The sequence below is a fragment of the Thermococcus sp. 101 C5 genome (assembly GCF_009372125.1).
GTDB classification, from domain to species: Archaea; Methanobacteriota_B; Thermococci; order Thermococcales; family Thermococcaceae; genus Thermococcus_A; species Thermococcus_A bergensis.
Window position 1 is genome coordinate 1 of sequence record NZ_WHIZ01000025.1, and the last position, 24,568, is coordinate 24,568.

Here is a 24,568-nt window from a genome sequence, read left to right on the forward strand (position 1 = left end):
GTAATGTGTTATGGTCTGAAAATCCTCCTCAGAGTCAAATACTGTTTAAATAACAGGGGGTGAAACTAAACACGCCCTGATCATTGTGTTGATGATATTTAAGTGGTAGAAGTGTTTAACAATAAAAACTAAAGATAACGTGATCTTTTGAGTATGTCATCCAACTTGTCCAACGTTTGGCTTTAAAGGGCAAAAGATCCTCCAGTTGAGTATAGAAAAATGGGGAGTTGGGTCAGTCCTTCTCCACCTTTACCCTCAGCTCCTCCGCGAACCAGTTCACCCTCTGCGGGAACGGTATTTCTATGCCCTCCCTATCGAGGGCTTCCTTAACTTTCTGGACTATCTGCGTCCTAACGTCAAACCACTTCTCAGTCGGCGCCCACGCTCTCACGGCTATGTTAACGCTGTTGTCTCCGAGGTTGTCTACAAAGACCGCCGGTTCTGGCTCTGCTAAAACGTAGGGCATCTCCTCAAGGGTCTTCTTGATGACGTCTATGGCTCTCTGGGCGTCCTCCTTGTAGGCTATTCCTACGATTATGTCCACTCTTCTGGCTGGATATTTTTGTAGGTTCTTTATATCGCTGTTGAAGAGCTTTTCGTTTGGAATTCTGACCAGAAGACCATCCCATGTCCGTATCCTTGTGGAAAAAATTCTAATATCGTGAACAATTCCAGAGTAGCCTGCCACCTCTACCGGGTCACCTATTTTAAGGGGCTTATCAAAGTACATGAAGATGCCCGAGATGAAGTTTGAGACAACAGTCTGCGAAGCAAAACCAAGGACGATACCCGTTATTCCGGCAGCAGCTAATAGTGTGCTCAGCTTCCCGCTAAATCCAGCGATATTGAGGGCAAGGAAGAAAGCGAGTGTAACTATGGTATAATAGAAGAGCTTCGCTTTGAGCTGAACCTCTGGAAGCTTCTGCTTCGAAGATCGCATTATGATGTAGTCCTTTGACTTTTTGGCGAAGATATAAGAGAAGTAAAACACAAGAAATGCCGCGATGAGATTGCTCAGCTTAGTACCCGCAACCGGGATGGAGAGAACTCCAAGAGCATCAAAGGCATAAACAAGAGCTATAACCACTATTAGATTATAGAGCGTCGATGCAGTGTCCTCGTTAACTATCCAGACGTACTTGGTACTCCTTGAGAAATTAAGAAGATACTTCCTAAGGAGCTTTGCCATAATAACTCCAACCACAAGGACTAAAACTGCTTTTACAACAGCGCCCAAAGTTAGGGCGAGGAAGACCCGCTCTCCGAGTATGCCTTGTTCCCAGAGGGAAGTTGTGTTTACTGTGCTCATTCTCACCACCTCATTAGGAAGTTTGGCAGAGATAACCCCTGTCCAACTCCGGATAGCCCTTCTTTTGGTGGCCTTCCTGTGTTGTTAATCTCAGGATTGTGGTTTTTGAGCGTGACAACTACAAGGGGATAGTAGGCTTTTCTGCTCTCATAGTACATCGAGGTTCCCCGTATTAGAACTACAATCCTCTCTAAAGACTTCCACTCAGGCGAGGGGTTAGAGATTATAAGCTTTGCAATTCCCATTGCGTCTGGCTCTTTCGTGTAAAAGGAACTAACGTGATAGCGGCAGACTACACCAGCTTCCAACGTACCATACAGAGCATACTTCTCTTTTCCGACTATGAAATGGTCTACGCTTAAGTCACCAACCTTAACATCAATTTCCACCGGGGCCTCAACAAACCCCATTATTGAATCTCGAGGAGGTATCACAACGGGTTCTCTGAACCTCACCATGAGAAGCCTCACACCGTAGCCGAGGGCTGGAGAAGGGAGAACTTTAAGCTTTTCTCCGTTGTTTTTGATGAGCTTCTCTACATCATCCCGCCTATACCGGATTACCCCTTCTTTTTCCTCAAGAAGGTGGATTTTTTTATCGCCAACCTTGATGAACTGGGTCTTTAGCTCATATTCCCCAAACATGGAAAAGAATAGGAAAGAAAAGATATAAACTTTGCCTTATTTGGATTTTCCCAAAGCTATCCAATGTCCAAAAAGCTAAAGTCTTAACAATTCTGGATTTTTTAAAACGTCAATAAAGGATAAGTACTTCAACCCTTTCTTCTCGGCTATCATTTGGGGCAAATCCACTACAAAGGGGACTTTTTCGATTATGCCTATATCTGAACTGACCACAACCTCAAAAGCTTTCAAATCATGATCCGGAGCCTTAGATAACTTGACTTTTCCGGGAATGCTATGTTCCTCTAAAAGTTCTCTAGTAAGCCCGGCAACCTTACCGCTTTTGCTCACTGGTGCATCATAGAAGAACCGGACTTCATTTAAACCCAGAGTTCTTAGAAAGTCAACTAGAAGAGCCAGCGTTTGAGGAGTTCTTGGGCTTATTTTGTACCCTCCTTGGTGCTTGAGATCCCTTAAAAGTCCATCCTCGCACAGAATGGCTTTTCCCTCAAGAAGAGACTCGAGAGTTATCAACACGTTGAAACCATCAACCCCAAGAACTTTTCCTTCCAAATCCTCTGGCTGGAGAAGCTTAGCTTTTCTTTCTCCAATTTCTCCATCCGAAAAGACGCATCTGAATAAAAAGTGCCTCTCTTTCTGGGAAAGTCTGTAGTGATTTGCAACAAACTCAAGGGCATACTTCTTTCTGTAACCCCTGTTCAGGAGGTATTTTAAATCATCATAAGCTAAAAGGAGAGAAGACATCAAACCACCTTTTCCAAGGTCTCTTCTCCTGCGTGTATCCTAATTTTAACTTTCCCGCTCAAGAGGGAGCTCCTAACTTTCTTTGTGAGTATCTCGTCAACCTGAAAAATTCCGGCAAGGTGCTTCATCCACACCTCCACAAGGATAGGGGTGTCTTCGTCGCCTTCCTCTATTTCAACTCTGTCAATGGCTAGGGCCGAAACAGCGTGGATGTCAACCTTATCTTTTTTATATGCAAGTCTGCTTCTCCCTTCTTCCATATCACAGCCATCCGCTATCGTTACGCAACTTCCTTCAATAGTAGTGCAGGGAACAGCCTCGTCGTGAGTGTAAATAGCGTTCAGAGTTAATGCCTTCAAAAGCAGCCAATCTTTTTTCTCAAATCTCTTGGTAAGCTCATCTATTATAGGCTCGGCAAGAAGAACACTGAACTGGTAGTGCTTATCCCTGTGGATCATATTTCCGATATCATGAAAGAGAGCCCCAAAAGAGACTATGAACTTACTCCACTCAAAGGGCTTGCCCAGCTTTTCAGCCGTTGTTTCGATTCCGAATTTTTTAAGAAGTTTAAGAACCTCCAAAGCCCGCCTTGTGGTCAGGAGAACGTGTATCGCACCGTGGTCATTAAACCGATAAACATTAAGAACTATGTAGTTCGTTGTGTCAAAATAGTACCTATACTTCCGGTAAGTGTCTTCATAGAGGGCGTAAAGTTCGTCATTCTCCAGAAGCTCCTTTATTTCACTCAAAAGCTGCTCCTCAGTATACATTTTTTCACCTCCCGCTATAGAAGGGATTTGTTGAATTTAAATGTTGTTAAAAAGAGAGGTTTGGTCTGGAGCCCATGATATGGTAGCCCCGCGGGGATTCGAACCCCGGTCGCGGGATCCAGAGTCCCGCATGCTTGGCCGCTACACCACGGGGCTATGCCCGATGTTAAATTAAGCGAGGTATTTATAAATCTTACCTTTTTCTTTTGAAAGCCTCGCCCTTCAGGGCGGGGATGCAGTAATCGAGAAACCGGCCAGAGAGCAGGAAAGCAAAAGAATGTTTTTAAACCAAAAACGTGTGAATTAATAACGAGAAGCAATGAAAAGAACCGTAACGCTCAAACTCCAACCCTCAAAAGAGCAGGAGAAAAGCCTCTTCGAGTTAGCCAATACTGGAGCAAAAGTCTGGAACGAGGTCAATTTCCTCCGGAGGCAACTCTTCTTCGACCACCAGCCCGTAGACTTCAACAAGACTGAAAAAGAGGTTTATGAGAAGTACAAGAAGGAGATTGGCTCCGCAACAGTCCAGCAAATTTGCAGGAAGAACGCCGAGGCGTGGAGGAGCTTCTTCTCCCTCGCAAGGAAGAAAAAAGACAGAGAACTCCCCAAGTGGATGAGACCAAAACCACCAAGCTACTTGAAAGATGACGGGAAGAGGAAACCCTTGATTGTCCTCAGGAACGACCAGTATAAAATTGAGGGGAACAAACTAATCCTCAAAGGGCTTGGAAAGTTCAAAAGGCTGGAAGTCCAGTTCAAGGGGAGAATTCACGTTAAGGGCAAACAGGGGCGGTTGGAAATCATCTACGATGAATCAAGACGCAAGTGGTACGCTCACGTGAGCTACACGGTTGAAAAACGGCTGACTGGAAACGAGTGGGTGGAAGTTCCAAGAAGACCAAAGGGCGACCTTTCAGCCGGAATTGACCTCGGAGTGAACAACTTAATGGCTGTTTATGTTGAGACCGGGGAAAGTTTTCTCGTTAATGGAAGACCCCTCAAGAGCATCGCCTTCTACTGGCAAAAAAGGATTGCTGAGTATCAATCAAAGCTCAACAAGTCCGGCTACAAGACAAGCAGGAAACTGAAAAGAATGTATCAAAAGGCCAAACTACAGGCGAGGCACTACATTAATACTGCAGTCAGGCAGATTGTTGAAGGGCTTTACGAAATGGGCGTCTCTACGATTGTAGTTGGTTATCCAAAGGGCATTGCGAGAAATTCTGAATGGGGTGAAAAGCAGAACTTCATCCTCTCCCACGTCTGGCGGTTCAATACAGTGATTCAGCGTCTCAAGGAAGTTGCTGAAGAGTATGGTATTGAAGTTGAGCTTGTTGATGAGGCTTTCACTTCACAAACTTGCCCCGTCTGCGGGAAGCCCCATAAAGGGGCCCGTTTCGTCCGTGGTCTTTACAAGTGTCCCGCAGAGGGGCTCGTTTTTAACGCAGACCTCGTTGGGGCGTTCAATATCCTAAAGAAAGTTGTGAAAACGATAACCCCGAGCCTTTCTGCTCTTGCAGGAGGTAGGGGTAATGGGGGGAAGACCCTCCCCGAGGGGCCGAAAAGCCCACCCTTGTTGGGCTTTAATGAGACCCCTCAAACCTTTCCGCCGTTGGCGAGGGGTTAACTCGTTGGAACCCTCGCCCTTCACGGCGGGAGGAGGTCAGCCATTTAATGGCTTTTCAGCCAAAAGACTTGGAAGACTTGGAGAAGCCATTCTGTTATCATTTACGTGTCAATTTTTTATAGAAATATTTTTATTTTTGCCATCTAAATGTACATAGGTGATAAGGTGAAAGTCGTGTGTCCTTACTGCGGTTTTGGATGCAAGCTCATCATCGATTCTCAGACACTAACAGTTAGGCCCTATAAAGGAGAGCCAAATAAAGGAAGAATATGCCCCAAAGGTCTCTACGCTATGGAATTCGCTCTCTCAAAGGATAGGATCAAAAAGCCTCTGAAACGAGAAAAAAATGTCTTAAAACCTGTAACTTGGGGGCAAGCCATGGAGGAAATATCTCACAAGCTCCTTGAGATAAGAGAGTTTTATGGCCCCGATGCTGTTGCTTTTATAGCTTCCTCAAAGACTAGCAACGAAGAAAACTATCTTCTACAAAAGATAGCGAGGCTCTTTGGAACCAATAACATAGACAACTGTGCCAGGCTTTGCCATGAAGCCAGTGTTCATGCACTTAAAATGACACTCGGAACAGGAACCCAAACAAACCCATATGAAGACTTGGAAAAATTTGGGGTCATAGTTATCTGGGGTTACAATCCCGCGGAGAGCCATCCGGTGGTCTTGGAGTACATAGGGAACGCTAAGAAAAAAGGTGCAAAAATAATCGTCGTTGACGTTCGAGAGACCATCACAATGAATTTTGCCGATTACAAGCTCTTGATAAAACCTGGAACAGACATAGTACTCGCCAATGCCATGATGCACGTTATAATCCAAGAGGAGCTTTACAATGAAGAATTCATCAGAAAGAGAACCACCGGATTTTCAGAGATTAGAATGGCCACTATGAAGTACACTCCCGAATATGCAGAAAGAGTTACTGGAATTCCTGCCCCCCTTATACGAGAAGTTGCAAGAGAATTTGCCCTAGCAGGCAGTGGAGCAATTATGTGGGGGATGGGACTGACACAGCACGTTTCCGGAGTTGAAAACGTTCTAGCAATAATAGACCTTGCTCTCCTCTTAGGTTACATAGGTGAGAGAGGGGGCTTATATCCAATGCGGGGGCAAAATAACGTCCAAGGAGCAGCATACATGGGGGCCCTTAGCGAGTTCTTGCCCGGTTATGTCCCACTCGATGATGAAAAGTTCAGAAAAAGAGTTGCTTCGCTTTGGGGGGTTGATGACCTCCCCACCAGAAGGGGGTTTTATCTAACGGAACTCTGGGATGCAATTGAAAGAGGGGATTTAATGGCTCTTTACATTGTTGGAGAGAATCCAGCCGTTAGTGAAGCCAACTTTGCTAAAGTCAGAAAAGCCCTTAGAAAGTTAGATCTTCTAGTTGTGCAGGATTTGTTCATGACACAAACAGCCCGCTATGCTCATTATCTCCTCCCTGCCTCAAGTTTCTGTGAAAAGGAAGGATCCTATATGAACAGTGAACGTAGAATTCAATGGAGCGAGAGGGTCTTTGAGCCCCTGAACGATTCCAAGCCAGATTGGGAGATATTGACCATGTTGGGAAAAGCCCTTGGGTTGCCGGGCTTTGATTATTCAAATGTAGAAGAAATAACAGTAGAGTACTTTCGTCTATTTCCAGAACTGGAGGAAAAAAGTGTAGAGGAGCTCAAGAATTCTGATGGGATCTTTCTTCCAAAAAAGAGGCTTCACACTTGGGAATTCACAACTCCAAATGGAAAAGCCAGATTCATGGCAGTTGAACAAGTCCCACCATGGGAAAGTACTGACGAAGAATACCCATTCGCATTGACCACCGTTAGAGTTATGAATCACTATAACACGGGGGAGATGACGCTGAGGAGTCCTTCCTTGGTTAAGTTCATGAAAGAACCAGCTGCCACAATAAATAAAGAAGACGCAAAAAAACTCGATATAAAGAGCGGCGACCTCGTAGAGATTGAAACAAGACGTGGAAAGATTCGAATGAAGGTGGAAATTGGGAAAGTGCCTCAAGGAGTAGTAGCAATTCCCTTCCATTTCAAAGCCAACAGAATCACCAACAATGCCCTCAACAAAGCAGGAACCTCAGAATTTAAGTTTTCAGCTGCAAGAATAAGAAAATTCAAAAGCGAAAGGCCCACTCAGGATAATTACCCGTAAGGCATGCCATGCAGAGATCTTTTATTCCTACAGCTTTTTTTAGGCCCTCAACAGTAAGATAAGATAAACTATCTGCCCCGATTACTCTTCTAACCTTTTCAATACTTCCAAAAGCTGCTATCAACTCATGTCTGGTTGGAATGTCTATTCCCATGTAGCAAGGATGTTTTATTGGAGGGGAGGCTATTCTTACATGCACTTCTTTTGCACCGGCCTTTCTTAACATCGCTACTATCCTTTTCATTGTAGTGCCCCTCACTATGGAATCGTCCACAAGAACAACGCGCTTTCCATCGATAACATCTCTAACGGGAGAGAGCTTGAGCTTTACTTTTAACTCCCTGTAGAACTGGCCGGGCATTATAAAAGTCCTCCCAATATAACGGTTCTTTATCAAACCCTCAGCATATGGAATTCCACTCACCTGAGAAAAGCCCAATGCAGCCGCTCTTCCAGAATCTGGCACTGGAATGACAACATCAGCACTTGCGGGGCTCTCACGTGCAAGTTCCTGCCCCATCTTAACCCTCGCTTTATAAACGCTCACTCCATCAAGAACACTATCCGGCCTCGCAAAGTATATGTACTCAAAAACACAGTGGTAATGACTCTCGTTAGCTAAAACTTTACTCTCGACATCCTCAGAAATCAAAAACACCTCTCCCGGGGTTACATCTCTAATTTCATTCACAAAAAGCCTCAACGCAGAATCTTCAGAAGCAAAATAGTGCCCACCCCCTATGCCATAGCTGAGGGGTCTAAAGCCAAGGGGATCTCTGGCAACCAGTATCTTTCCATCAAAAAGAAAAGCCACGGAGTAAGCCCCTTTAACCTCATTAAAAACTGCTTTCATGGCTTCGAATTCGTCACCAGTTTCCTTCAGGTGCCAGAGAAAAGATATCCCCAAAAGCTCCGAATCAACGGAATGTCTAAACTTTACCCCCCTCTTTTCATATTCCTCCTTCAAAGGTATGAAATTCGTGAGAGTCCCATTGTGTGCCACAGCTATTTCTTTTCCACAACAAGAAGTTTGTAAGGGCTGAGCCTCATTAAGAGAACCTGATGTTGAGTAGCGAACATGAGCTATGGCAACGTTTGACCTAAGCCTCGCAAGCTCACTGCCCCGAAAAACCTCTGAAACCAATCCTCTACCAGATAGGGTTCTTATTTTATGTTTCCATATACTTATTCCAGCACTCTCCTGGCCCCTATGCTGAAGAGCCATGAGTGCGTAGTACGCTTTTTTAGAGGCGTTCTCTGCCTTGGCTGCAAAGATTCCGCATTTTTCTCTCATAACATTCCCCCGCGAATTCTTGACTTTTAAATGTTAATTGATCACAAATATTCCATTGTAATTTACCACTCTTAACTTAAAAACTTTGCCCAGATATTAACATAAAAATGATAAAATAAAACTTAAATATTCTAAAATTTTACATGAATATGGTGATAAAAATGGAAGTTTATGAAGGAAAAGCAAAGAAAATGATCCCCTTGGATGATAGAAAGATGATAATGGAGTTCAAAGATGATGCCACAGCTTTTAACGGAGAAAAAAAGGCACAATTCAAGGGCAAAGGATGGCTTAACGCTCAAATAAGCGCTCTACTCTTCAAGATCTTGGAAGAGAAGGGCATAAAAACTCATTTCATAGGAGTTGCTGGAGAGAACAGGCTTATAGTAGAAAAGCTTCAAATGTTTCCCGTCGAAGTTGTTGTTAGGAATGTGGTTGCAGGGAGCTTGAAAAAGAGACTTCCCTTAGAAGAGGGAACTGAACTTCCAGAACCTATAGTAGAGCTTTACTACAAAGACGATGCCCTTGGAGACCCAATGATAAATTATTACCACGCAAAGACTCTTGGTATAGATGAAAAAGAGATTAAAGAGATGGAAAAGATAGCACTCAAAGTTAACGAGATTTTACAAGAATATTTCAAAGAAAGAGGAATTTTATTGGTAGATTTTAAGCTCGAATTTGGTAAAAACGAGAAAGGCGAGATAATCCTTGCAGACGAGATAAGTCCAGATACCTGCCGCTTCTGGGATGCAAAGACAAAAGAAAGTTTAGATAAGGATGTGTTCCGTTTTAACAAGGGAGATCTAATCTCGGCTTATGAAGAACTCTACAAGCGCCTTACCTCCTGAACTTTTTCTTCATTTTCCACTTTTTAGTCAGAACTAGGGAGCTAAGCTTCTATTAACAAAAAGAAAAAGTACTCAAATAGAGTTACGATAAATCTCCACTGTATCGGAATCGTCATAGATTTCCTGCGGTGCAACGCCCCAGAAATATTCGAGCGAAAATCCTGGGTGTGCATCTATATCAATTCCCACAACTTTGTATGCTGCCCATACAAGTTCGGAACAGTAGTAGCTGGGTCCATAAACCTGCTTAGTCCAGAGTGCAAAATCATAAGGTTTTCCAAGCTGTGCAAGAGCGAATCTAACAGCCCGCTTCTTTTGAGCTTTTGAGGCTGAAACCCTTAGTATTGCAACATCATCGTATCTTGCCATGTAATCTGAAAGCTTTGTTATTCTGACTCCGGTGAACCACGCCTCAACAACGAACCATTCTCCATCTTTTACATAAGCTACCATAGAATTGTGAGTCCAATATCCCGGAATTAACGGGTCACTATCTGGGCTATGGCCAATCAATATATCCCCAACCTCTATGTCAGTAGGCATTGGATGTTCATAGCTCCCATTCCCTCCAAATGCAAGAGCTGAACCAGACATAGTAACAAAAACAAATAGTACAAAAAGAACCTGTACTTTCATGCCTATACCTCCTTAAATTATGTCATTAGATTTTTGAATTCAAACAATAAAAATCTTTGTATTATCCAGAAAAAATATTGAAAAATAGCAAGCAATTTGCAAAAAGTTATTGTAAAATGGAAACAGAACACTAGAACTAAATCCTTATATTATAGTTCTCCACCCTTATTCCGGGCTCTTCTGTTACAACACCAAGCTCAAAGCTCTCAAAGTGCTTGTTCAAAACATTCAATGCTGCATCCTTCTCTTCTTGGGAAACAACTACCACCATGCCTACGCCCATGTTAAATACCCTAAACATCTCCTCCAGCGGAACACCATTTTCATAGATCAATTTAAAAATCCCGCTGATTGGTGGCATTTCAAGAGAAAAACCATGATTAGTGAGGCGCTTGAGGTTTAATAACCCCCCACCGGTGATGTGGGCTAATCCATGAACTTCCACTTCCCCCAAAAGTTCCAAAATTGGTTTAACATATATCCTCGTGGGTTCAAGTAGATACTCCCAAATCTTTTTGCCTTCAAATTCATATTCAAGTCCGTACTTAGGTATTAGGAGTTTTCTTGCAAGGGTCAGCCCATTAGAATGAATTCCTGAGCTTGAGATACCTATCACCGCATCCCCCGGCTTTATTTCCTTTCCGTTTATCACTTTATTTTTCTCGACAACACCGATAGCCGTACCGGCAAGGTCAAAGCCGTTTACTAGCTCCGGCAAGACTGCGGTTTCGCCACCAACTATAGCTATTCCGCTCTGCTTGGCTCCTTCGTAAAGACCCTTCGCTATCTCCTGAAAAACCTCATCATTTGGCTCCTTAACTGCGAGATAATCCACCAAAGCAACGGGTTCCGCTCCAAGGCATATTAAATCATTCACATTCATCGCTACCATGTCGATCCCAATGGTATCATATTTCCCAACTGCCTCTGCAACTAAGGTTTTGGTTCCCACTCCATCCGTTGTCATCGCAAGGTAAAAGTCTCCAAAGTCCATCAACGCAGCGTAGTGTCCTATATCCTCCTTAGGTTCGCCTAGTTTTCCCTTCCTGAACTCAAAAGTCGCTTTTGCAAGAGAGATTATTCCTTTTAGAGCCCGTTGAGTCTTTTCATCGTCAACACCAGCCTGCGCATAGGTCAACATGATTATCACCGGAAGGTATTTGGGGGAAGGATTTAAAAGTTTTATCATTTTTATGTTCAAAAACTCTTAAATATTCCCAAAGTTTTAACATACAAACGTCAATAAATTTAGGTGATACCCATGATAAGCATTAGAGATGAAATTGGAACACCCCTAACTGATTCTGCTGTTAAAATTCTCCTTCTCGGAAGCGGTGAGCTTGGAAAGGAAATAGCCATAGAGGCCCAAAGATTAGGAGTTGAGGTCATCGCGGTTGACCGATACCCAAACGCTCCCGCCATGCAGGTAGCCCATAAGAGCTACGTTGGGAATATGAGAGACAAGGACTTCCTATGGAGCATCGTGGAGAGGGAAAAGCCAGATGCAATAATTCCGGAGATAGAAGCAATAAACCTCGATGCCCTCTTTGAATTTGAGAAAGAAGGATACTTTGTCGTTCCAAACGCAAAGGCGACATGGATAGCAATGCACAGGGAAAGGACTCGCGAGACCCTTGCAAAGGAAGCTAAGGTTCCAACCTCCCGTTACGCATACGCCGAAACGCTGGATGAGCTCTACGAAGCTTGCGAGAAGATAGGCTACCCCTGTCACACCAAGGCTATAATGAGTTCCAGCGGGAAGGGATCGTACTTCGTTAAAGGGCCAGAAGATATTCCTAAGGCATGGGAAGTTGCAAAGAAAAAAGCCAGGGGAAGTGCTGATAAGATTATTGTTGAAGAGCATATAGACTTCGATATCGAAATCACGGAATTGGCTGTGAGGCACTTCGATGAAAATGGGAAGATAGTTACTACTTTTCCAGCTCCTGTGGGGCATTACCAGATCGATGGGGATTACCACTCAAGCTGGCAACCCGCTGAGATAAGTGAAAAGGCCGAGCGTGAGGTGTATAGAATAGCCAAGCGCATAACAGATGTTCTCGGAGGTCTCGGAATATTCGGCGTGGAGATGTTCGTCAAAGGGGACAAAGTATGGGCTAACGAAGTTTCCCCAAGACCTCATGACACCGGAATGGTAACCATGGCTTCCCATCCCACAGGATTTTCCGAGTTTGGGCTTCACGTTAGAGCTGTGTTGGGGCTCCCAATTCCGGCCATTGAGGAAAACGGCACCAGAAAGTTACCCGTCTTAACCCCCGCGGCTACACATGTTATCCTAGCCAATCAAGAAGGCTACGCTCCAAGGTTTAGGAATGTCTTCAAGACATTGAGCATCCCAAACACAACCATAAGACTCTTCGGAAAGCCCGAAGCGTACAAAGGGAGAAGACTGGGTGTCGCACTAGCCTGGGATAAGGATGTACAGGAAGCGAAGAGGAAAGCAGAGATGGTTGCCCACATGACCGAGCTTAGGACGAGAAGTGGAGAATGGCAGGATCAGGAATATGAAAAAAGGAAACATCTGCTTTAGGCCCTTTAATTTTTAATGAGAATATTAGGCCTTCATTTTCTCCCTGTACTCTTCAAGCTTTCTCCTCAAGCTTTCATCTTTCAATGCTAGGATTTCTATCGCTAGCAATGCCGCGTTCTTTCCGTTATCAATTCCAACCGCAGCAACCGGCACGCCCGGAGGCATCTGGGCAATGCTCAGGAGAGCATCCAATCCGCCAAGCTTTGCCGAAACGGGGACTCCAATAACGGGTTTGGTTGTGTGAGAAGCTATAACGCCGGGTAAAGCAGCGCTTAATCCCGCTATGGCAATGAAAACATCGTAGTCCTTCCTCGCAAGCTCCTCAACTTTTTTAGGATTTCTGTGGGCTGAAGCGACCTCCACGTCGTAGTCAACCTCGAACTCATCAAGGACTTTGGTAACTTTTTCCGCTATGTGTGAATCACTTTTGCTACCCATTACAACGAGCACCTTCATGCTATCACCACATTGTTCTCTGACTTTTTCCCTTTATAAATTTTGCCATTTTTATGTTAAAACAAAGCTTAAAAATACCAAATTTTAACAAATTTATGGTGAAGCTCATGCGTGTTCTACTCGTTGGTGCCGGTGGAAGGGAAAGTGCAATCGCCGAAGCTCTTTCAAAGGATGCAGAGCTTTATGTTGTTGCAAAACATAAGAATCCGGGGATTATGAGATTAGCAAAGGATTATGGGCTTGCAAAAGAGACCGATGTTCAAAAAGTCCTCGATTTTGCCCTGAAATGGGGCGTGGATTTAGCGTTCATCGGTCCGGAAGCCCCTTTGGAGAAGGGAATCGTGAACGTCCTTGAGGAAAACGGCACCCCAACCGTAGGCCCTACAAAAGAAGCTGCTCAACTCGAAACGAATAAGGCCTTTGCGAGGCAACTGATGGAGAAATACAAAATCCCCGGAAGAAAACTCTTCAGGGTTTTTGATGACATTGAAGAGATGAAAGCATGGATTGATGAGTTTGGAAAGCCAGTTGTTGTTAAACCCCTTGGACTCACCGGCGGCAAAGGAGTCAAAGTTGTCGGATACCAATTGAAGGACAACGAAGAGGCAAAAGGGTATGCAAAGGCTCTCATAGAAAAAGACGGAAAGGTTCTCATAGAGGAGCGCACAGATGGTGTTGAATTCACATTCCAGGTTTTTACTGATGGAAAGAAAGTTATTCCAATGCCTCTGGCCCAGGATTACCCCCATGCTTATGAAGGCGATGTAGGCCCAATAACTGGCGGCATGGGTTCTTATTCCTGCGAAAACCATCTTCTACCCTTTATCCCAAAGGATGACTACGAGAAAGCCCTTGAAACGCTTAAAGCCACAATCGATGCTATGAGAAAAAATGGAACACCATACAAAGGCATTCTCTACGGCCAGTTCATGCTTGCAAACGATGAGCCGAAGATAATAGAGTTCAATGCCCGCTTTGGTGATCCAGAGGCCATGAATGTTCTACCAATTTTGAAAACTTCCCTTGTGGAGATCGGGGAGGGAATCATCGATGGTAACTTAAAGAAAGCTGAATTCGAGCAAAAAGCAACAGTTGTGAAGTATGTTGCCCCCAAAGGATACCCCACTAATCCAATAAAAGGAGTTAAACTTCAAATCAACGAAGATAAAATCAGAGAAGAAGGGGCTAAAGTTTACTATGCATCAATTGATGAGAACTTCACAATGCTCGGCTCAAGGGCTCTGGCCATTGTGGGAGTAGCTGATTCTTTAGAGGAAGCTGAAAAGATAGCTTCTCATGGGATAAAGCACGTTAATGGAGATATCTTCTACCGCAGAGATGTAGGAACTAAGGAAAGTATTGCAAAAAGAATCGAGATTATGAAAACAATTAGAGGTGAATGAAATGATAGAAAGAGAGCAGATTCTGGAGGTTTTAAAAAACTATGATAAAGAGGGAATAATTATCGGGGCAATCGGAAGTCACTCCGCATTGGATATAGCAGATGGCGCCAAAGCAGAAGGGTTTAAAACGGTTATAGTCTCTCAAAGGGGAAGGCACAGGACATATGCTGAGTATTTTAAGCAAAAAACAACAAAAGATGGCCTCACAAAAGGCTTTATTGATGAGGTAATTGTGTTGGAAAAGTTCGGTAAAATTATCGATATCCAAGAGGAACTGAGAAAGAGGAATGTTATCTTTGTCCCCAACCGTTCATTTGTGGTTTATACAGGAATTGATAGGGTGGAGAATGAGTTCCTGGTACCTCTCTTTGGAAGCAGAAACTTATTAAGGAGCGAAGAGAGAAGTGAAGAGAAGAGCTACTACTGGCTCTTAGAGAAAGCTGGCTTACCCTATCCTGAGCCCGTCAAACCAGAGGAGATTGACGATGTTGGTCTCGTGATAGTAAAACTCCCTCATGCAAAGAAGAGACTTGAAAGGGGATTTTTCACTGCCGCAAGCTACAAAGAATTTAGAGAAAAAGCCGAGAAGCTCATGAAGCTTGGCGTAATTACCGAGGAAGATCTAACCAAAGCAAGGATTGAGCGTTACATCATTGGCCCAGTCTTCAACTTTGACTTCTTCTACTCCCCAATTGATGAGGAAATTGAGCTCCTTGGAATAGACTGGCGCTTTGAGACAAGTTTGGACGGACATGTTAGATTACCTGCCCCTCAGCAGATGACCTTACCCGAGCATCAATTTGAACCAGAATACACCGTTTGTGGCCATGCATCCTCAACACTAAGGGAGAGCCTCCTTGAGAAGGTCTTCGACATGGCCGAGCGCTATGTGGAAGGCGCAAAGAAATACTATCCACCCGGTGTTATTGGGCCTTTCACACTTCAAACGGCTGTTGATAAAGACCTCAACTTCTACATCTACGATGTCGCCCCAAGAACCGGTGGTGGAACAAACATCCACATGGCGATGGGCCATCCATATGGAAACGCTCTCTGGAGAAAGGAGATGAGCACCGGAAGGAGAATTGCTCTTGAGATAAAGCGTGCCATTGAGCTGGATGAGCTTGAGAATGTGGTTACATGATTTACAATTTCTTGATTACTTTTCAAGAGTTTACTTATTTACAGACTTCGAATTTGGAGAAAGAATCTTTTTGCTAGTTACTTTTTTTTTTAGAAATTTATCAACTTTAAATTATAAACCACAAGTTTACGAAAGTTTTAAGTATAAATATGTCTTTAGAATAATATGCCGATGTAACGATGAGGCAAAATAAAAAGGAGGTGGTGTGAAATGTTGAAAGTAGTAGAGACCACCTATGAAAGGGCCTCTAAATTTATTGGGATAACAGCATGTTCTGGTAGGGCAATTTGATGTGGAGGAGATGGTTCAGTAGTACTATTGAAGCCATACTGAAGCTGTACAGATGTGTACAGGGGGTAGGATAGAATGGTTCTAAAAATATTAAACACAACCTATATTAGAGCAAATAAGTTTATCGGAATAACAGCATGTTCTGGAGAAGCTCTCATATGCGGAGGTACAGGACCAAATCCAACTATCAAAAATATAACATTGCCATAAATTCCTAATAAGGAGGTGTGTTTGATGATTCTGAAAGTATTAAACACAACCTATATTAGGGCAAATAAATTTATTGGAATAACGGCATGCTCTGGGGAAGCTATCAGATGTGGAGGTGGAGGACCAAATCCAACCATTAGAAATCCACTATTATCCTGATTCATTTAAACAAAAAGATGGAGGGGTGATGTGATGGAAACACTTAACTTATTTTCTTCTCTTCAATTTTCTTATCATGTTCCCTCATTTAAGTTGGCAGATATCATTCTCGATAATAGAGATAAAGACACATTTATCTTGTATCATCCTTGGTCTCAAACGATTTCAGAAATAAATTATGAAGATGCTTTAATATTCAAACTTTATGAACTTGAATATCCAATTAATATTAATAAAATATCAGAAATTACCAATAGACCAGAAGTTGAGATATTGAAGTTACTTAGAGAACTTGAGGAGGAACTAAGTGCTCTAAATCCCACAGAGATACATACTTTTGATACTCCACTAATTCTAATGCTCCTGTCGGATTTGAGATGTAACCTACGATGTAGGTATTGTTATACTGCTTCGGGATCATATTTTACAAAGACACTGTCGGATAAGCAAGTTATGGACTTAGAAACTGCTAAAAAGGCTCTTGATATTGGTATAGAACTTGGAATAAATCAAGTTCATTTCTTTGGGGGAGGAGAGGCTTTATTAAACTTTGAAATAATTAAGGGACTAGTCAAATATGCTGAAGCACAAAACTATCCGGTAGTTTTTGCAATGATAACAAATGGTACAAAAATTAATAAAGACTTTATAGAGTTTGTGGAGCAGTATAAGGATATTTTCAATATTACTGTAAGTATAGATGGTCCTAAACTAATTCATGATCTAAATAGAAATTACCCTAATGTTTACAAAAGTTACAAAGAAAACACCTTACAAAAGGTTTATAGTAACTTGGAATACTTCTTTGAGACATTATACAAACAACCAAGAGTTCAATGAACAATAAAAGGTGCTTAATATATGTCAGTAAATATAAGAGATGTCCTTGAGGAATCTATAAAAGTCTCAAAAAATCTAAAAGGAGACATAGTCATAACAATAATTCTTTTCCTTATTCTTTCTATTTTCGGATACGCCCAAGCAATGCTCATGAAGAATTTTATAGATTCTCTTGTATCATTACAGGAATTTTCAACAATCTCAAAAATTGGATTAGCTCTGCTGGTTCTCACATTTTTAAGCTACTTAGGAAGTTTTTATGGGGAGTTCATGCTCCAGAGATTGGGAATCAAAGCTTTAAAAATATTTTCTCAAGATTTGGTTTTCTCTATTCATAGGGCAAAACTAGGAAAAATAAGCAGTGGAGATGTAATAGCGAGATTCGTTTCGGACTTACCAGAGCTCAGTCTGGGATTAGCAGGTTTAATCCCTGGATTAAGTGTTCAGTTGATTAATATTGCAGTAGCAACGTTTACCCTATATTCATTATCTCCAACAATGCTTCTTGTAGCTGTCTTAATAATCCCAATAAACTATGCTATCTATAAGAAAGCATCAGGAAAATCCATTGAGTATTCAAAACGAGAAAGAGAATCATTGTCAAAAGTAGTTGCTGTTACCAAAACAAGCATTGATAATCTTTTCTTTATTAAACGTTTGGATAAGTACGAATATTTTGAAGAGAGATTCTCCATGAGTCTTTCAGAGTGGTTAAAGAATATGACAAGATTCCTGCGGGTAAGGATATTCTTCCAGAAATCGTACTATTACACAAGCAGTATAGCTCGACTGATAATGTTGCTTGTTGGTGGTTGGCTGGCAACAAAAGGACTCGCCTCAGTGGGAGCAATCGTAGCTTTCACGAACTATTTACCGCAATTCTATGAACCTCTTACTAATCTGGCTAATTCATTCACATATCTCAATGCACTTATCCCTTACGTAGAGCGCTATAAGGAGATAGTAAACATTGAAAAAGAAGACCTTGATAAGGGGCATGAGTTAAAATCGGTCAAAAGCATTGAATGTAAAAATGTAAGTGTTGGCATTTTAAGTAATGTGACTCTAGAACTCAAAAAGAACGAAACAATTGGAATCGTTGGACCCATAGGTTCTGGAAAAACAACCCTGGCATTAACTTTAATCAGGTTACGTGAGCCAGAGACTGGCCACATTTTAATAAATGGGAAAGATTACCGGGTTTATAGTCTTAGGTCTTTAAGAAAGAGGATATATTACCTACCATCTAAAGACTGGATTTTTGATGGAACTTTAAAGGAGAATTTGATGCTTGACGAAGTGTATCAAGAGGACGAAGTTATTCATGTTCTCAAGATTGTAGGAATAGATTTTGCCGAACTTGATGATTATATAACTAGTAAAGCTCTTTCTGAAGGACAAAAACAAAAAATAGCACTGGCAAGGGCACTTTTAAGAAAACCGGAGGTTTTGATACTTGATGAGGCCACAAACAGTCTTGATGTTCAAAATGAAGCTCAAGTCCTCGAAAAGATTCGAGAGTTTTTAAAGGACTCGACTTTAATTATAATATCGCATCGTTTAACCGCTCTAAAAAATGCTGATAAGATATTTGTTTTAAATAAGGGGAAGATCCTTGACTCTGGCAAACATGAGGAACTCTACGAAAGATGCTCCCTGTATAGAACGCTCGTTGAGAACTCAAGAGTATCTTAGGGGATATAAATCAAAGCATGTCTTTGGGCTAGTTTTTAAAATTATGGGAGTCTAGGCATTTAACACAACAGTTTAAGTCATATTCTTGGCAATGACATATTATGTCCTAGATACGGGATTGATATCTTAGTGAAGATTGATCTATTGTTGCGATTTCATGGCTTTACTACAATCACTTTTTATGAGAGTGGTGAAAAAAGTTTTAATTAACATTTTTATGCATAAATAAACCTTAAAAACCCTAAATTTTTACATTTTTTTGATAAGGTGATGCTCATGAAATGGAAAGCTAAGGTTGTAATCCGCTTAAAAAAAGGTCTTAACGATCCTGAAGGGAGGGTTATTGGAAAGGCGCTCAAAAACTTAGGCTATAAAGTTGAAGAGCTGAAGGTTCCAAAATATTTCGAGTTCATTTTTGAAAGCGAAGCTCCAGAGAAAGATGTCGAGGAGATGTGCAAACGCCTGCTTGCAAACCCGGTTATCCACACTTACGAGTATCAAATCGAGCCTTTAGGTGAGTGAAATGCCAAAGTTCGCTGTTTTAGTTTTTCCGGGGACAAACTGTGACTTTGAAACCCTTGAAGCGATTAGAAAGGCTGGAGGGAAAGCGGAGAGAGTTTGGTACAAGGAAAGCCTCAAAGACTTTGATGGCGTTGTTTTGCCCGGTGGATTTAGCTATGCCGATTATCTAAGGGCTGGAGCAATAAGTGCAAGGGCAGGTGTAATGGAGGAGGTTAAAGAACTCGCCAAAGAAGGCAAGCCAGTTTTAGGAATTTGCAACGGCTTTCAAATCCTGACAGAGGCGGCTCTTTTACCGGGAGCATTGAGACCAAATAAGGTTCCAAGCTTCCTATGCAAGTGGGTTTACCTTAAAGTTAGCGACACCCAAACAGCTTTTACTCAATTTTACAAAGAGGGAGAGGTCATTAGAATGCCAATAGCACACGCTGAAGGGAATTACTACTCCGAGAGCTTAGATAACATAAGAATAACCTTCCAGTACAGCGACGAGAAAGGAGAGATAACGGAAGATGCAAACCCCAACGGTTCTCTCTTGAACATAGCGGGAATAAGCAATGAAAAGGGCAACGTTCTCGGCATGATGCCTCATCCAGAGAGGGCAAGCGATAAATGGCTGGGGAGCGAGGACGGGTTAAGGATCTTCAGGAGCATGGTGGAATATGCCAAAAGATAGTTTTTGATTTTATTCATTTTCTTAATTACTTTTCGAAGTTTTACTTTATTAAACTGCAAATTTGTTAAAAAGAGCCTTTTAATGCCTTACTTTTTTGGAAAATTGAACAATACCACAACAAGGTAGAAAAATTTAAATATTAAAAAACTATATGAAGTAGTATGCTAAAGTATCTATGAAGTATTACTAAGATACTCTAGTGAAAAGAAAAAGGAGGATGAAACATGAGGTGTAGGGCAATATTTGTTTTACTTTTAAGTTTATTAATGTTTGGAGGAGTGTTCAGCAATTCAGCATACGCAAAACCAAGCGTTATATCAAAAATCTCAGTGACTAAGTTTGTTTTAGGAATTTACGATCCAAATCCAATTATGAGCGATGACTTAAGAGACGCTAGAAATACATTCGCCATTTTGAGGATACAGGGCAATAAGTTGAGTGGCTTTTTGTTCTATGACTGGAAGCTTAAAAGAATAAGTAAAAACATCAGGATTGTTGAGTCTGAGTACTTTGACGGTTATGTTATTCTATTTGACTCAAAGGACACAAAAAATAGTATTATAGGACTACAGGGCAATATATACAAGAACGGGACGGTGTGGATATTTCTGCAGGAAATTGGCAAGAAGGATCTTATAGCATTGTCTTTTGAGGATAAGCAATTAGTAGAAAAACTCCTAAAAATGAAATTACCAAAAGAGAGAATAGATGATATAAGCTGGTCATTTAAAATTGTACCTCCCAAGATAAACATTCGTGAAATCGCCTCCAGCAGAGAGATTATCTTAATGGGAGGGGTTCAGCAAAGATGCTCTTATAGCACTAAAGCAGTGTATATAACATCTTCATGGCCAACAAACTCACCCACAACGTACTATATTAAAGTACAGGCTAAGTTCTGTGGTCCAACAATTCTAAAAAGTACAGACGAATACAAGGTAATTGTTAAAAATTTAGATGAGGGAAGGATTGTATCCTACGGTACAAGTTATCGAGAAGTTAGTGGGGATACTGCATTTGAAATTCGGGGATCTTCTTCTCGGCCAATAGATATAAAGGTAACGGTACCTTACAAGGATAGCCCCAATGAAATACAAGATTTAATAATCAGGGTGTCGGGTAGTATCGTTAACTTTGGATATAATGAAGTTAGTTGGGCCATTAAATGGGCGGCTGATTTAATAACATGGGCACTTAATCTTCCGCCAATACCCACTAAAGCAACACAAGGCCCAACTTTTCCTCCAATAATTATTGAAGGTGGAGAAGAGAAGAATACCCTAGCCGTAGCATACAATAATTTGAATATTGGTGTTCCTGGACAGTTCTTGCAAATAGAGGGTATTGTCATCCGATACAATAAGGGCCCTTCATATGACATTACAAAAAAGTTTTATGCACTATACAACATACCGATATACTATGGTTCGTCTTCAAATCCCAGTCATGTAGCTGATGTAGAGACTCAATGCAGTTTAAGGGTTATCCACACTAACTAAAGGGGTGAGTCTCAATGAATCTCAAAGATTTCCTTCCCATTCTTGCTCTTTTACTTTTGTTTGGGGTCTTTTATGGAGTAATGGAACATAAATGCACAATTAGAGTATCTGAAGAAGTAAATAAAGCTGTGGAAAAAGTGGAGAAGGGAGACATTGTTATGGATATTGAGCTCCACACAACCGAGCTCCGAAAGAACTCAGAGCGAGCTCTTGCATGTCTCAACGCTAGCAAGTGTTCAAAAGCTACACTGATAGGATATCTCATGAAAGCCTCATTTCACATGGAAATGTTGCACTCCTACTACAGTAGAGCTGTCACTTCTATCCTTAGGCCTGGTGAGGAAATCGAACCCTACATCAATACCACTACACTGGATTGCGCGAAAATGTTAGAGGGGTTTGCTACAATAATAATCGAGGACAACATAACTGAGAGACAGCTCAAAATTATGAGAAGAGCACTGATAGACGTTAACAAATTTGCGAACAATACACTCAAAATTAACAATATCACCTTAATCCTGCAGGAGAATGGAAAAATACAAGAAAAGTGCCGAGCCTACCTAGTAGCGTTTAACAATACTACAAGGTGAGTGTTTTTCTTTTTCTGAAACTTCTCGCAGAGAGTTTTTAACATTTTTATGTATAAATAAACCTTAAAAACTCCAAATTTTTACATTTTTCTGGTAATAAAGGAGGTGTCAAGATGTTTCCTCACGAAGAAAAGATCATCCGTGAAAGGCTCGGTAGAGAGCCTAATGAAGTTGAAAAGGCCATGCTTGAGGTAATGTGGAGCGAGCATGCATCATACAAATCAAGCAGAAAGTGGCTCAAACTTTTACCCACGAGGAACGAGCACGTTATTTTAGGCCCTGGGGAAGACGCAGGCGTTGTAAAATTTGATGAGAACACGGCGATAGTTGTCGGAATAGAAAGTCACAACCATCCAAGCGCTGTTGAGCCCTATGGTGGAGCAGCCACAGGCGTTGGAGGGATTGTTAGAGATATACTCTGTATGGGAGCAAGACCTATAGCTCTGCTCGATCCCATACGCTTTGGACCCTTAGAGAAGGAGCGTAATAAGTACCTTTTTGAGTATGTGGTTAAGGGAATAGCCGATTATGGCAATAGAATAGGCGTCCCAACAGTTGGGGGAGAAACGGAGTTCGATGAAAGCCTTGACAGCTACACACTCGTCAACGTTGCTTGTATTGGTTTAATGAGACCCGAAGAGCTGGTGCACAGCTATGTTGAGGAGAGCGGCCTTTTGCTTGTTTTGGTTGGTAACAAAACAGGAAGGGATGGAATCCACGGCGTAACATTTGCGAGCGAAGAGCTGAGTGAGAACGCAGAAGAGGAAGATCGTTCCGCAGTGCAGATTCCCGATCCGTTTACAGAGAAGCTTTTGATTGAGGCAACGCTTGAAGCCCTTGCAACCGGAAAAGTCAAGGCCCTTAAAGACCTCGGTGGCGGTGGTTTAACATGTGCCTCATCAGAGATGGCTGGAAAGAAAGGGCTTGGTGCAATAATATACGCGGATAGAGTGCCCCAAAGAGAGCCAAATATGAACCCAATGGAAATCATGATTTCCGAGAGCCAGGAAAGAATGCTCTTCGCCGTTAGGAAAGAAGATCTGGAAGAGATAACAAAGATTTTTGAGAAGTATGAACTTGAGTGGACTGTTGTCGGTGAAACTATAGATGACCCTAAGTACATCGTCTATTGGAATGGTGAAAAGGTCGCCGACCTGCCCATAGATCTCCTCACGGAAGTGCCAACAATAGAATGGGAAGCAAAGCCCTACAACATTGAGAGAGACGTCGAGACGCCGGAAATAGGACTCAAAGAGGCTTTCTTCAAAGTTCTATCAAGCCCGAACATAGTAAGCAAGGAGTGGATATGGCAGCAGTACGATCATGAGGTTCAAGGAAGGACAGTTCTAAAGCCCGGAAAGGACGCGGCGGTGCTAAAAATAAACGATGAATACGGACTGGCTTTTGTTAGCGATGGAAATCCGTCCTACAGCTACCTGAACCCATATCACGGAGCAATGGGTGCTGTTGCCGAAGTCGTTAGAAACTTAGCAAGCGTTGGAGCAAAACCCTTGGCTTTGGTAGATAACCTGAACTTTGCCTCTCCAGAGAGGCCGGAAGTTTACTGGAGCTTCATTGAGACCATTAAAGGGCTTGCCGATGCGGCGAGAGCGTTTAACCTAGCTTACGTGAGCGGGAACGTTAGCTTTTACAATGAGGTAGGAAACAGGCCTATAAAACCAACGCCAGTTGTCGCTGGTCTCGGAAAAGTGAGGCTTGAGAGCCTCATGACGATGGACTTCAAAGATGAAGGAGACCTCATAGCCGTTGTAGGGGTGACAAAGAAGGAACTTGGTGGGAGTGAACTCTACAGAGTTTTGGGATTGAAAGGAGGAATAACCCCAAGAGTTGAGCTAGAGAGAGAAAAGAAAAATGTTGAAAGCATTTTAAAGGCAATAGAGCTCGGGTTGGTGAAGGCCGTTCATGACGTAAGCAGGGGCGGCCTAGCCGTTGCACTCATAGAAATGGCCATTGCTGGAAATAAAGGATTTGAAGCAGATGTAACAAAGGTTCCGGTAGAAGGAAAACTCTCCCCTCTGGAAGTGCTCTTTTCAGAGAGTCACGGACGCTTCGTAGTGAGCTTTGAAAAGGAGAACCTTGAAAAAGTGGAAGAATTGTTCAAGGAATTTGCCGTGATAGGGGAAGTAACGGGGAGAGATATCACATTCACAAACGGAAAAGAAGAATTAATCAAACTAAACCTAAGTAAAGCCCAAAATATCTACAATTCACTTGCAAATGTCCTGGGAGAGTAAGTTCTCCCTTTTTGCACTTTTTGATAGATATAAACAATGAAAACTCATTTTTTCAATTTTAAAACGAGATTTAATAAGAAAATAACTCCCGTAACTACCTTGTACTGAAGAATTAGGTGTTTAAACAAAAATAACCATCTTCATTTCCAACAGGGCGTGTTTAGTTTCACCCCCTGTTATTTAAACAGTATTTGACTCTGAGGAGGATTTTCAGACCATAACACATT

General features: G+C 42.1%; 22 protein-coding genes and 1 tRNA gene. 14 read left to right on the forward strand and 9 right to left on the reverse strand.

Translation table 11 applies throughout. The features are described 5' to 3' along the window. Positions 1-232: 232 nt before the first annotated feature. The 5 genes from GBV73_RS05165 to GBV73_RS05185 form a co-directional block, all read right to left on the reverse strand. Positions 233-1,309 (reverse strand): mechanosensitive ion channel family protein, encoded by a 1,077-nt coding sequence (locus GBV73_RS05165; protein WP_152879822.1) that lies wholly within the window; start codon positions 1,307-1,309, stop codon positions 233-235. 2 nt (positions 1,310-1,311) lie between these two features. Then, the gene (locus GBV73_RS05170) at positions 1,312-1,953 is read right to left on the reverse strand and encodes a DUF432 domain-containing protein (protein ID WP_152879824.1); all 642 of its coding nucleotides are present in this window, start codon (positions 1,951-1,953) and stop codon (positions 1,312-1,314) included. 75 nt (positions 1,954-2,028) lie between these two features. Continuing rightward, on the reverse strand, positions 2,029-2,697 hold the full coding sequence (locus GBV73_RS05175) for a DUF434 domain-containing protein (protein ID WP_152879826.1): 669 nt from the start codon (positions 2,695-2,697) through the stop codon (positions 2,029-2,031). Continuing rightward, entirely contained in the window at positions 2,697-3,467 is a 771-nt protein-coding gene (locus tag GBV73_RS05180) for an HD domain-containing protein (protein ID WP_152879828.1), read from the reverse strand. The genes GBV73_RS05175 and GBV73_RS05180 overlap by 1 nt, the downstream gene beginning before the upstream one ends. An 80-nt stretch (positions 3,468-3,547) precedes the next feature. Then, positions 3,548-3,623: transfer RNA gene (locus GBV73_RS05185), tRNA-Gln, on the reverse strand. 163 nt (positions 3,624-3,786) lie between these two features. Here GBV73_RS05185 and GBV73_RS05190 point away from each other — a divergent pair. Beyond that, positions 3,787-5,094: an RNA-guided endonuclease TnpB family protein gene (locus GBV73_RS05190; RefSeq protein WP_152879830.1), complete on the forward strand. Its 1,308-nt coding sequence runs from the start codon at positions 3,787-3,789 to the stop codon at positions 5,092-5,094. Between the two features lie 147 nt (positions 5,095-5,241). Then, on the forward strand, positions 5,242-7,269 hold the full coding sequence (gene fdhF, locus GBV73_RS05195) for a formate dehydrogenase subunit alpha (RefSeq protein WP_152879832.1): 2,028 nt from the start codon (positions 5,242-5,244) through the stop codon (positions 7,267-7,269). Here the strand turns inward: fdhF and purF are convergent. Then, entirely contained in the window at positions 7,232-8,563 is a 1,332-nt protein-coding gene (gene purF, locus GBV73_RS05200; RefSeq protein ID WP_152879834.1) for an amidophosphoribosyltransferase, read from the reverse strand. The two genes, fdhF and purF, sit on opposite strands and share 38 nt — an antisense overlap. A gap of 161 nt (positions 8,564-8,724) precedes the next feature. Between purF and purC the strand changes: the two genes are divergently transcribed. Further along, a complete protein-coding gene (gene purC / locus GBV73_RS05205) occupies positions 8,725-9,414 on the forward strand; it encodes a phosphoribosylaminoimidazolesuccinocarboxamide synthase (RefSeq protein WP_152879846.1) in 690 nt (229 codons plus the stop codon). Positions 9,415-9,486: 72 nt separating this feature from the next. Here purC and GBV73_RS05210 read toward each other — a convergent pair whose 3' ends face one another. Next, positions 9,487-10,008, reverse strand: coding sequence for a YiiX/YebB-like N1pC/P60 family cysteine hydrolase (locus GBV73_RS05210; protein WP_253910302.1), 522 nt, complete (start codon positions 10,006-10,008; stop codon positions 9,487-9,489). 178 nt (positions 10,009-10,186) lie between these two features. Beyond that, the gene (purM, locus tag GBV73_RS05215) at positions 10,187-11,191 is read right to left on the reverse strand and encodes a phosphoribosylformylglycinamidine cyclo-ligase (protein ID WP_152879848.1); all 1,005 of its coding nucleotides are present in this window, start codon (positions 11,189-11,191) and stop codon (positions 10,187-10,189) included. 120 nt (positions 11,192-11,311) lie between these two features. On the opposite strand from purM, the gene purT reads away from it, so the two are divergent. Then, the gene (purT, locus tag GBV73_RS05220; protein WP_152879850.1) at positions 11,312-12,601 is read left to right on the forward strand and encodes a phosphoribosylglycinamide formyltransferase 2; all 1,290 of its coding nucleotides are present in this window, start codon (positions 11,312-11,314) and stop codon (positions 12,599-12,601) included. Between the two features lie 24 nt (positions 12,602-12,625). Here the strand turns inward: purT and purE are convergent, their stop codons facing one another. Beyond that, positions 12,626-13,057: a 5-(carboxyamino)imidazole ribonucleotide mutase gene (purE, locus tag GBV73_RS05225; protein WP_152879836.1), complete on the reverse strand. Its 432-nt coding sequence runs from the start codon at positions 13,055-13,057 to the stop codon at positions 12,626-12,628. 107 nt (positions 13,058-13,164) lie between these two features. Here purE and purD point away from each other — a divergent pair, with 107 nt between their 5' ends. From purD to purL, 10 genes are all read left to right on the forward strand, one after another. Continuing rightward, positions 13,165-14,460 carry a phosphoribosylamine--glycine ligase gene (purD, locus tag GBV73_RS05230; protein ID WP_004067625.1) on the forward strand — a complete coding sequence of 432 codons (1,296 nt, stop codon included), beginning with the start codon at positions 13,165-13,167 and terminating at the stop codon, positions 14,458-14,460. A gap of 1 nt (position 14,461) precedes the next feature. Beyond that, the gene (locus tag GBV73_RS05235; protein ID WP_004067623.1) at positions 14,462-15,604 is read left to right on the forward strand and encodes a formate--phosphoribosylaminoimidazolecarboxamide ligase family protein; all 1,143 of its coding nucleotides are present in this window, start codon (positions 14,462-14,464) and stop codon (positions 15,602-15,604) included. Positions 15,605-16,129: 525 nt separating this feature from the next. Beyond that, a complete protein-coding gene (locus GBV73_RS11465) occupies positions 16,130-16,264 on the forward strand; it encodes a hypothetical protein (protein WP_255346974.1) in 135 nt (44 codons plus the stop codon). Positions 16,265-16,297: 33 nt separating this feature from the next. Continuing rightward, complete coding sequence (locus tag GBV73_RS05240; RefSeq protein ID WP_152879838.1) at positions 16,298-17,104, forward strand: radical SAM protein; 807 nt, start codon at positions 16,298-16,300, stop codon at positions 17,102-17,104. A 21-nt stretch (positions 17,105-17,125) separates the two neighbouring features. Next, positions 17,126-18,799 (forward strand): ABC transporter ATP-binding protein, encoded by a 1,674-nt coding sequence (locus GBV73_RS05245; protein WP_042702001.1) that lies wholly within the window; start codon positions 17,126-17,128, stop codon positions 18,797-18,799. 276 nt (positions 18,800-19,075) lie between these two features. After that, entirely contained in the window at positions 19,076-19,321 is a 246-nt protein-coding gene (gene purS / locus GBV73_RS05250) for a phosphoribosylformylglycinamidine synthase subunit PurS (protein ID WP_042701998.1), read from the forward strand. 1 nt (position 19,322) lies between these two features. After that, positions 19,323-19,994, forward strand: coding sequence for a phosphoribosylformylglycinamidine synthase I (gene purQ, locus GBV73_RS05255; protein WP_152879840.1), 672 nt, complete (start codon positions 19,323-19,325; stop codon positions 19,992-19,994). Positions 19,995-20,218: 224 nt separating this feature from the next. Further along, complete coding sequence (locus GBV73_RS05260; RefSeq protein WP_152879842.1) at positions 20,219-21,493, forward strand: hypothetical protein; 1,275 nt, start codon at positions 20,219-20,221, stop codon at positions 21,491-21,493. Positions 21,494-21,507: 14 nt separating this feature from the next. Continuing rightward, positions 21,508-22,086, forward strand: coding sequence for a hypothetical protein (locus GBV73_RS05265; protein WP_004067613.1), 579 nt, complete (start codon positions 21,508-21,510; stop codon positions 22,084-22,086). A gap of 113 nt (positions 22,087-22,199) precedes the next feature. Then, on the forward strand, positions 22,200-24,341 hold the full coding sequence (gene purL / locus GBV73_RS05270; RefSeq protein WP_152879844.1) for a phosphoribosylformylglycinamidine synthase subunit PurL: 2,142 nt from the start codon (positions 22,200-22,202) through the stop codon (positions 24,339-24,341). Positions 24,342-24,568: the final 227 nt, after the last annotated feature.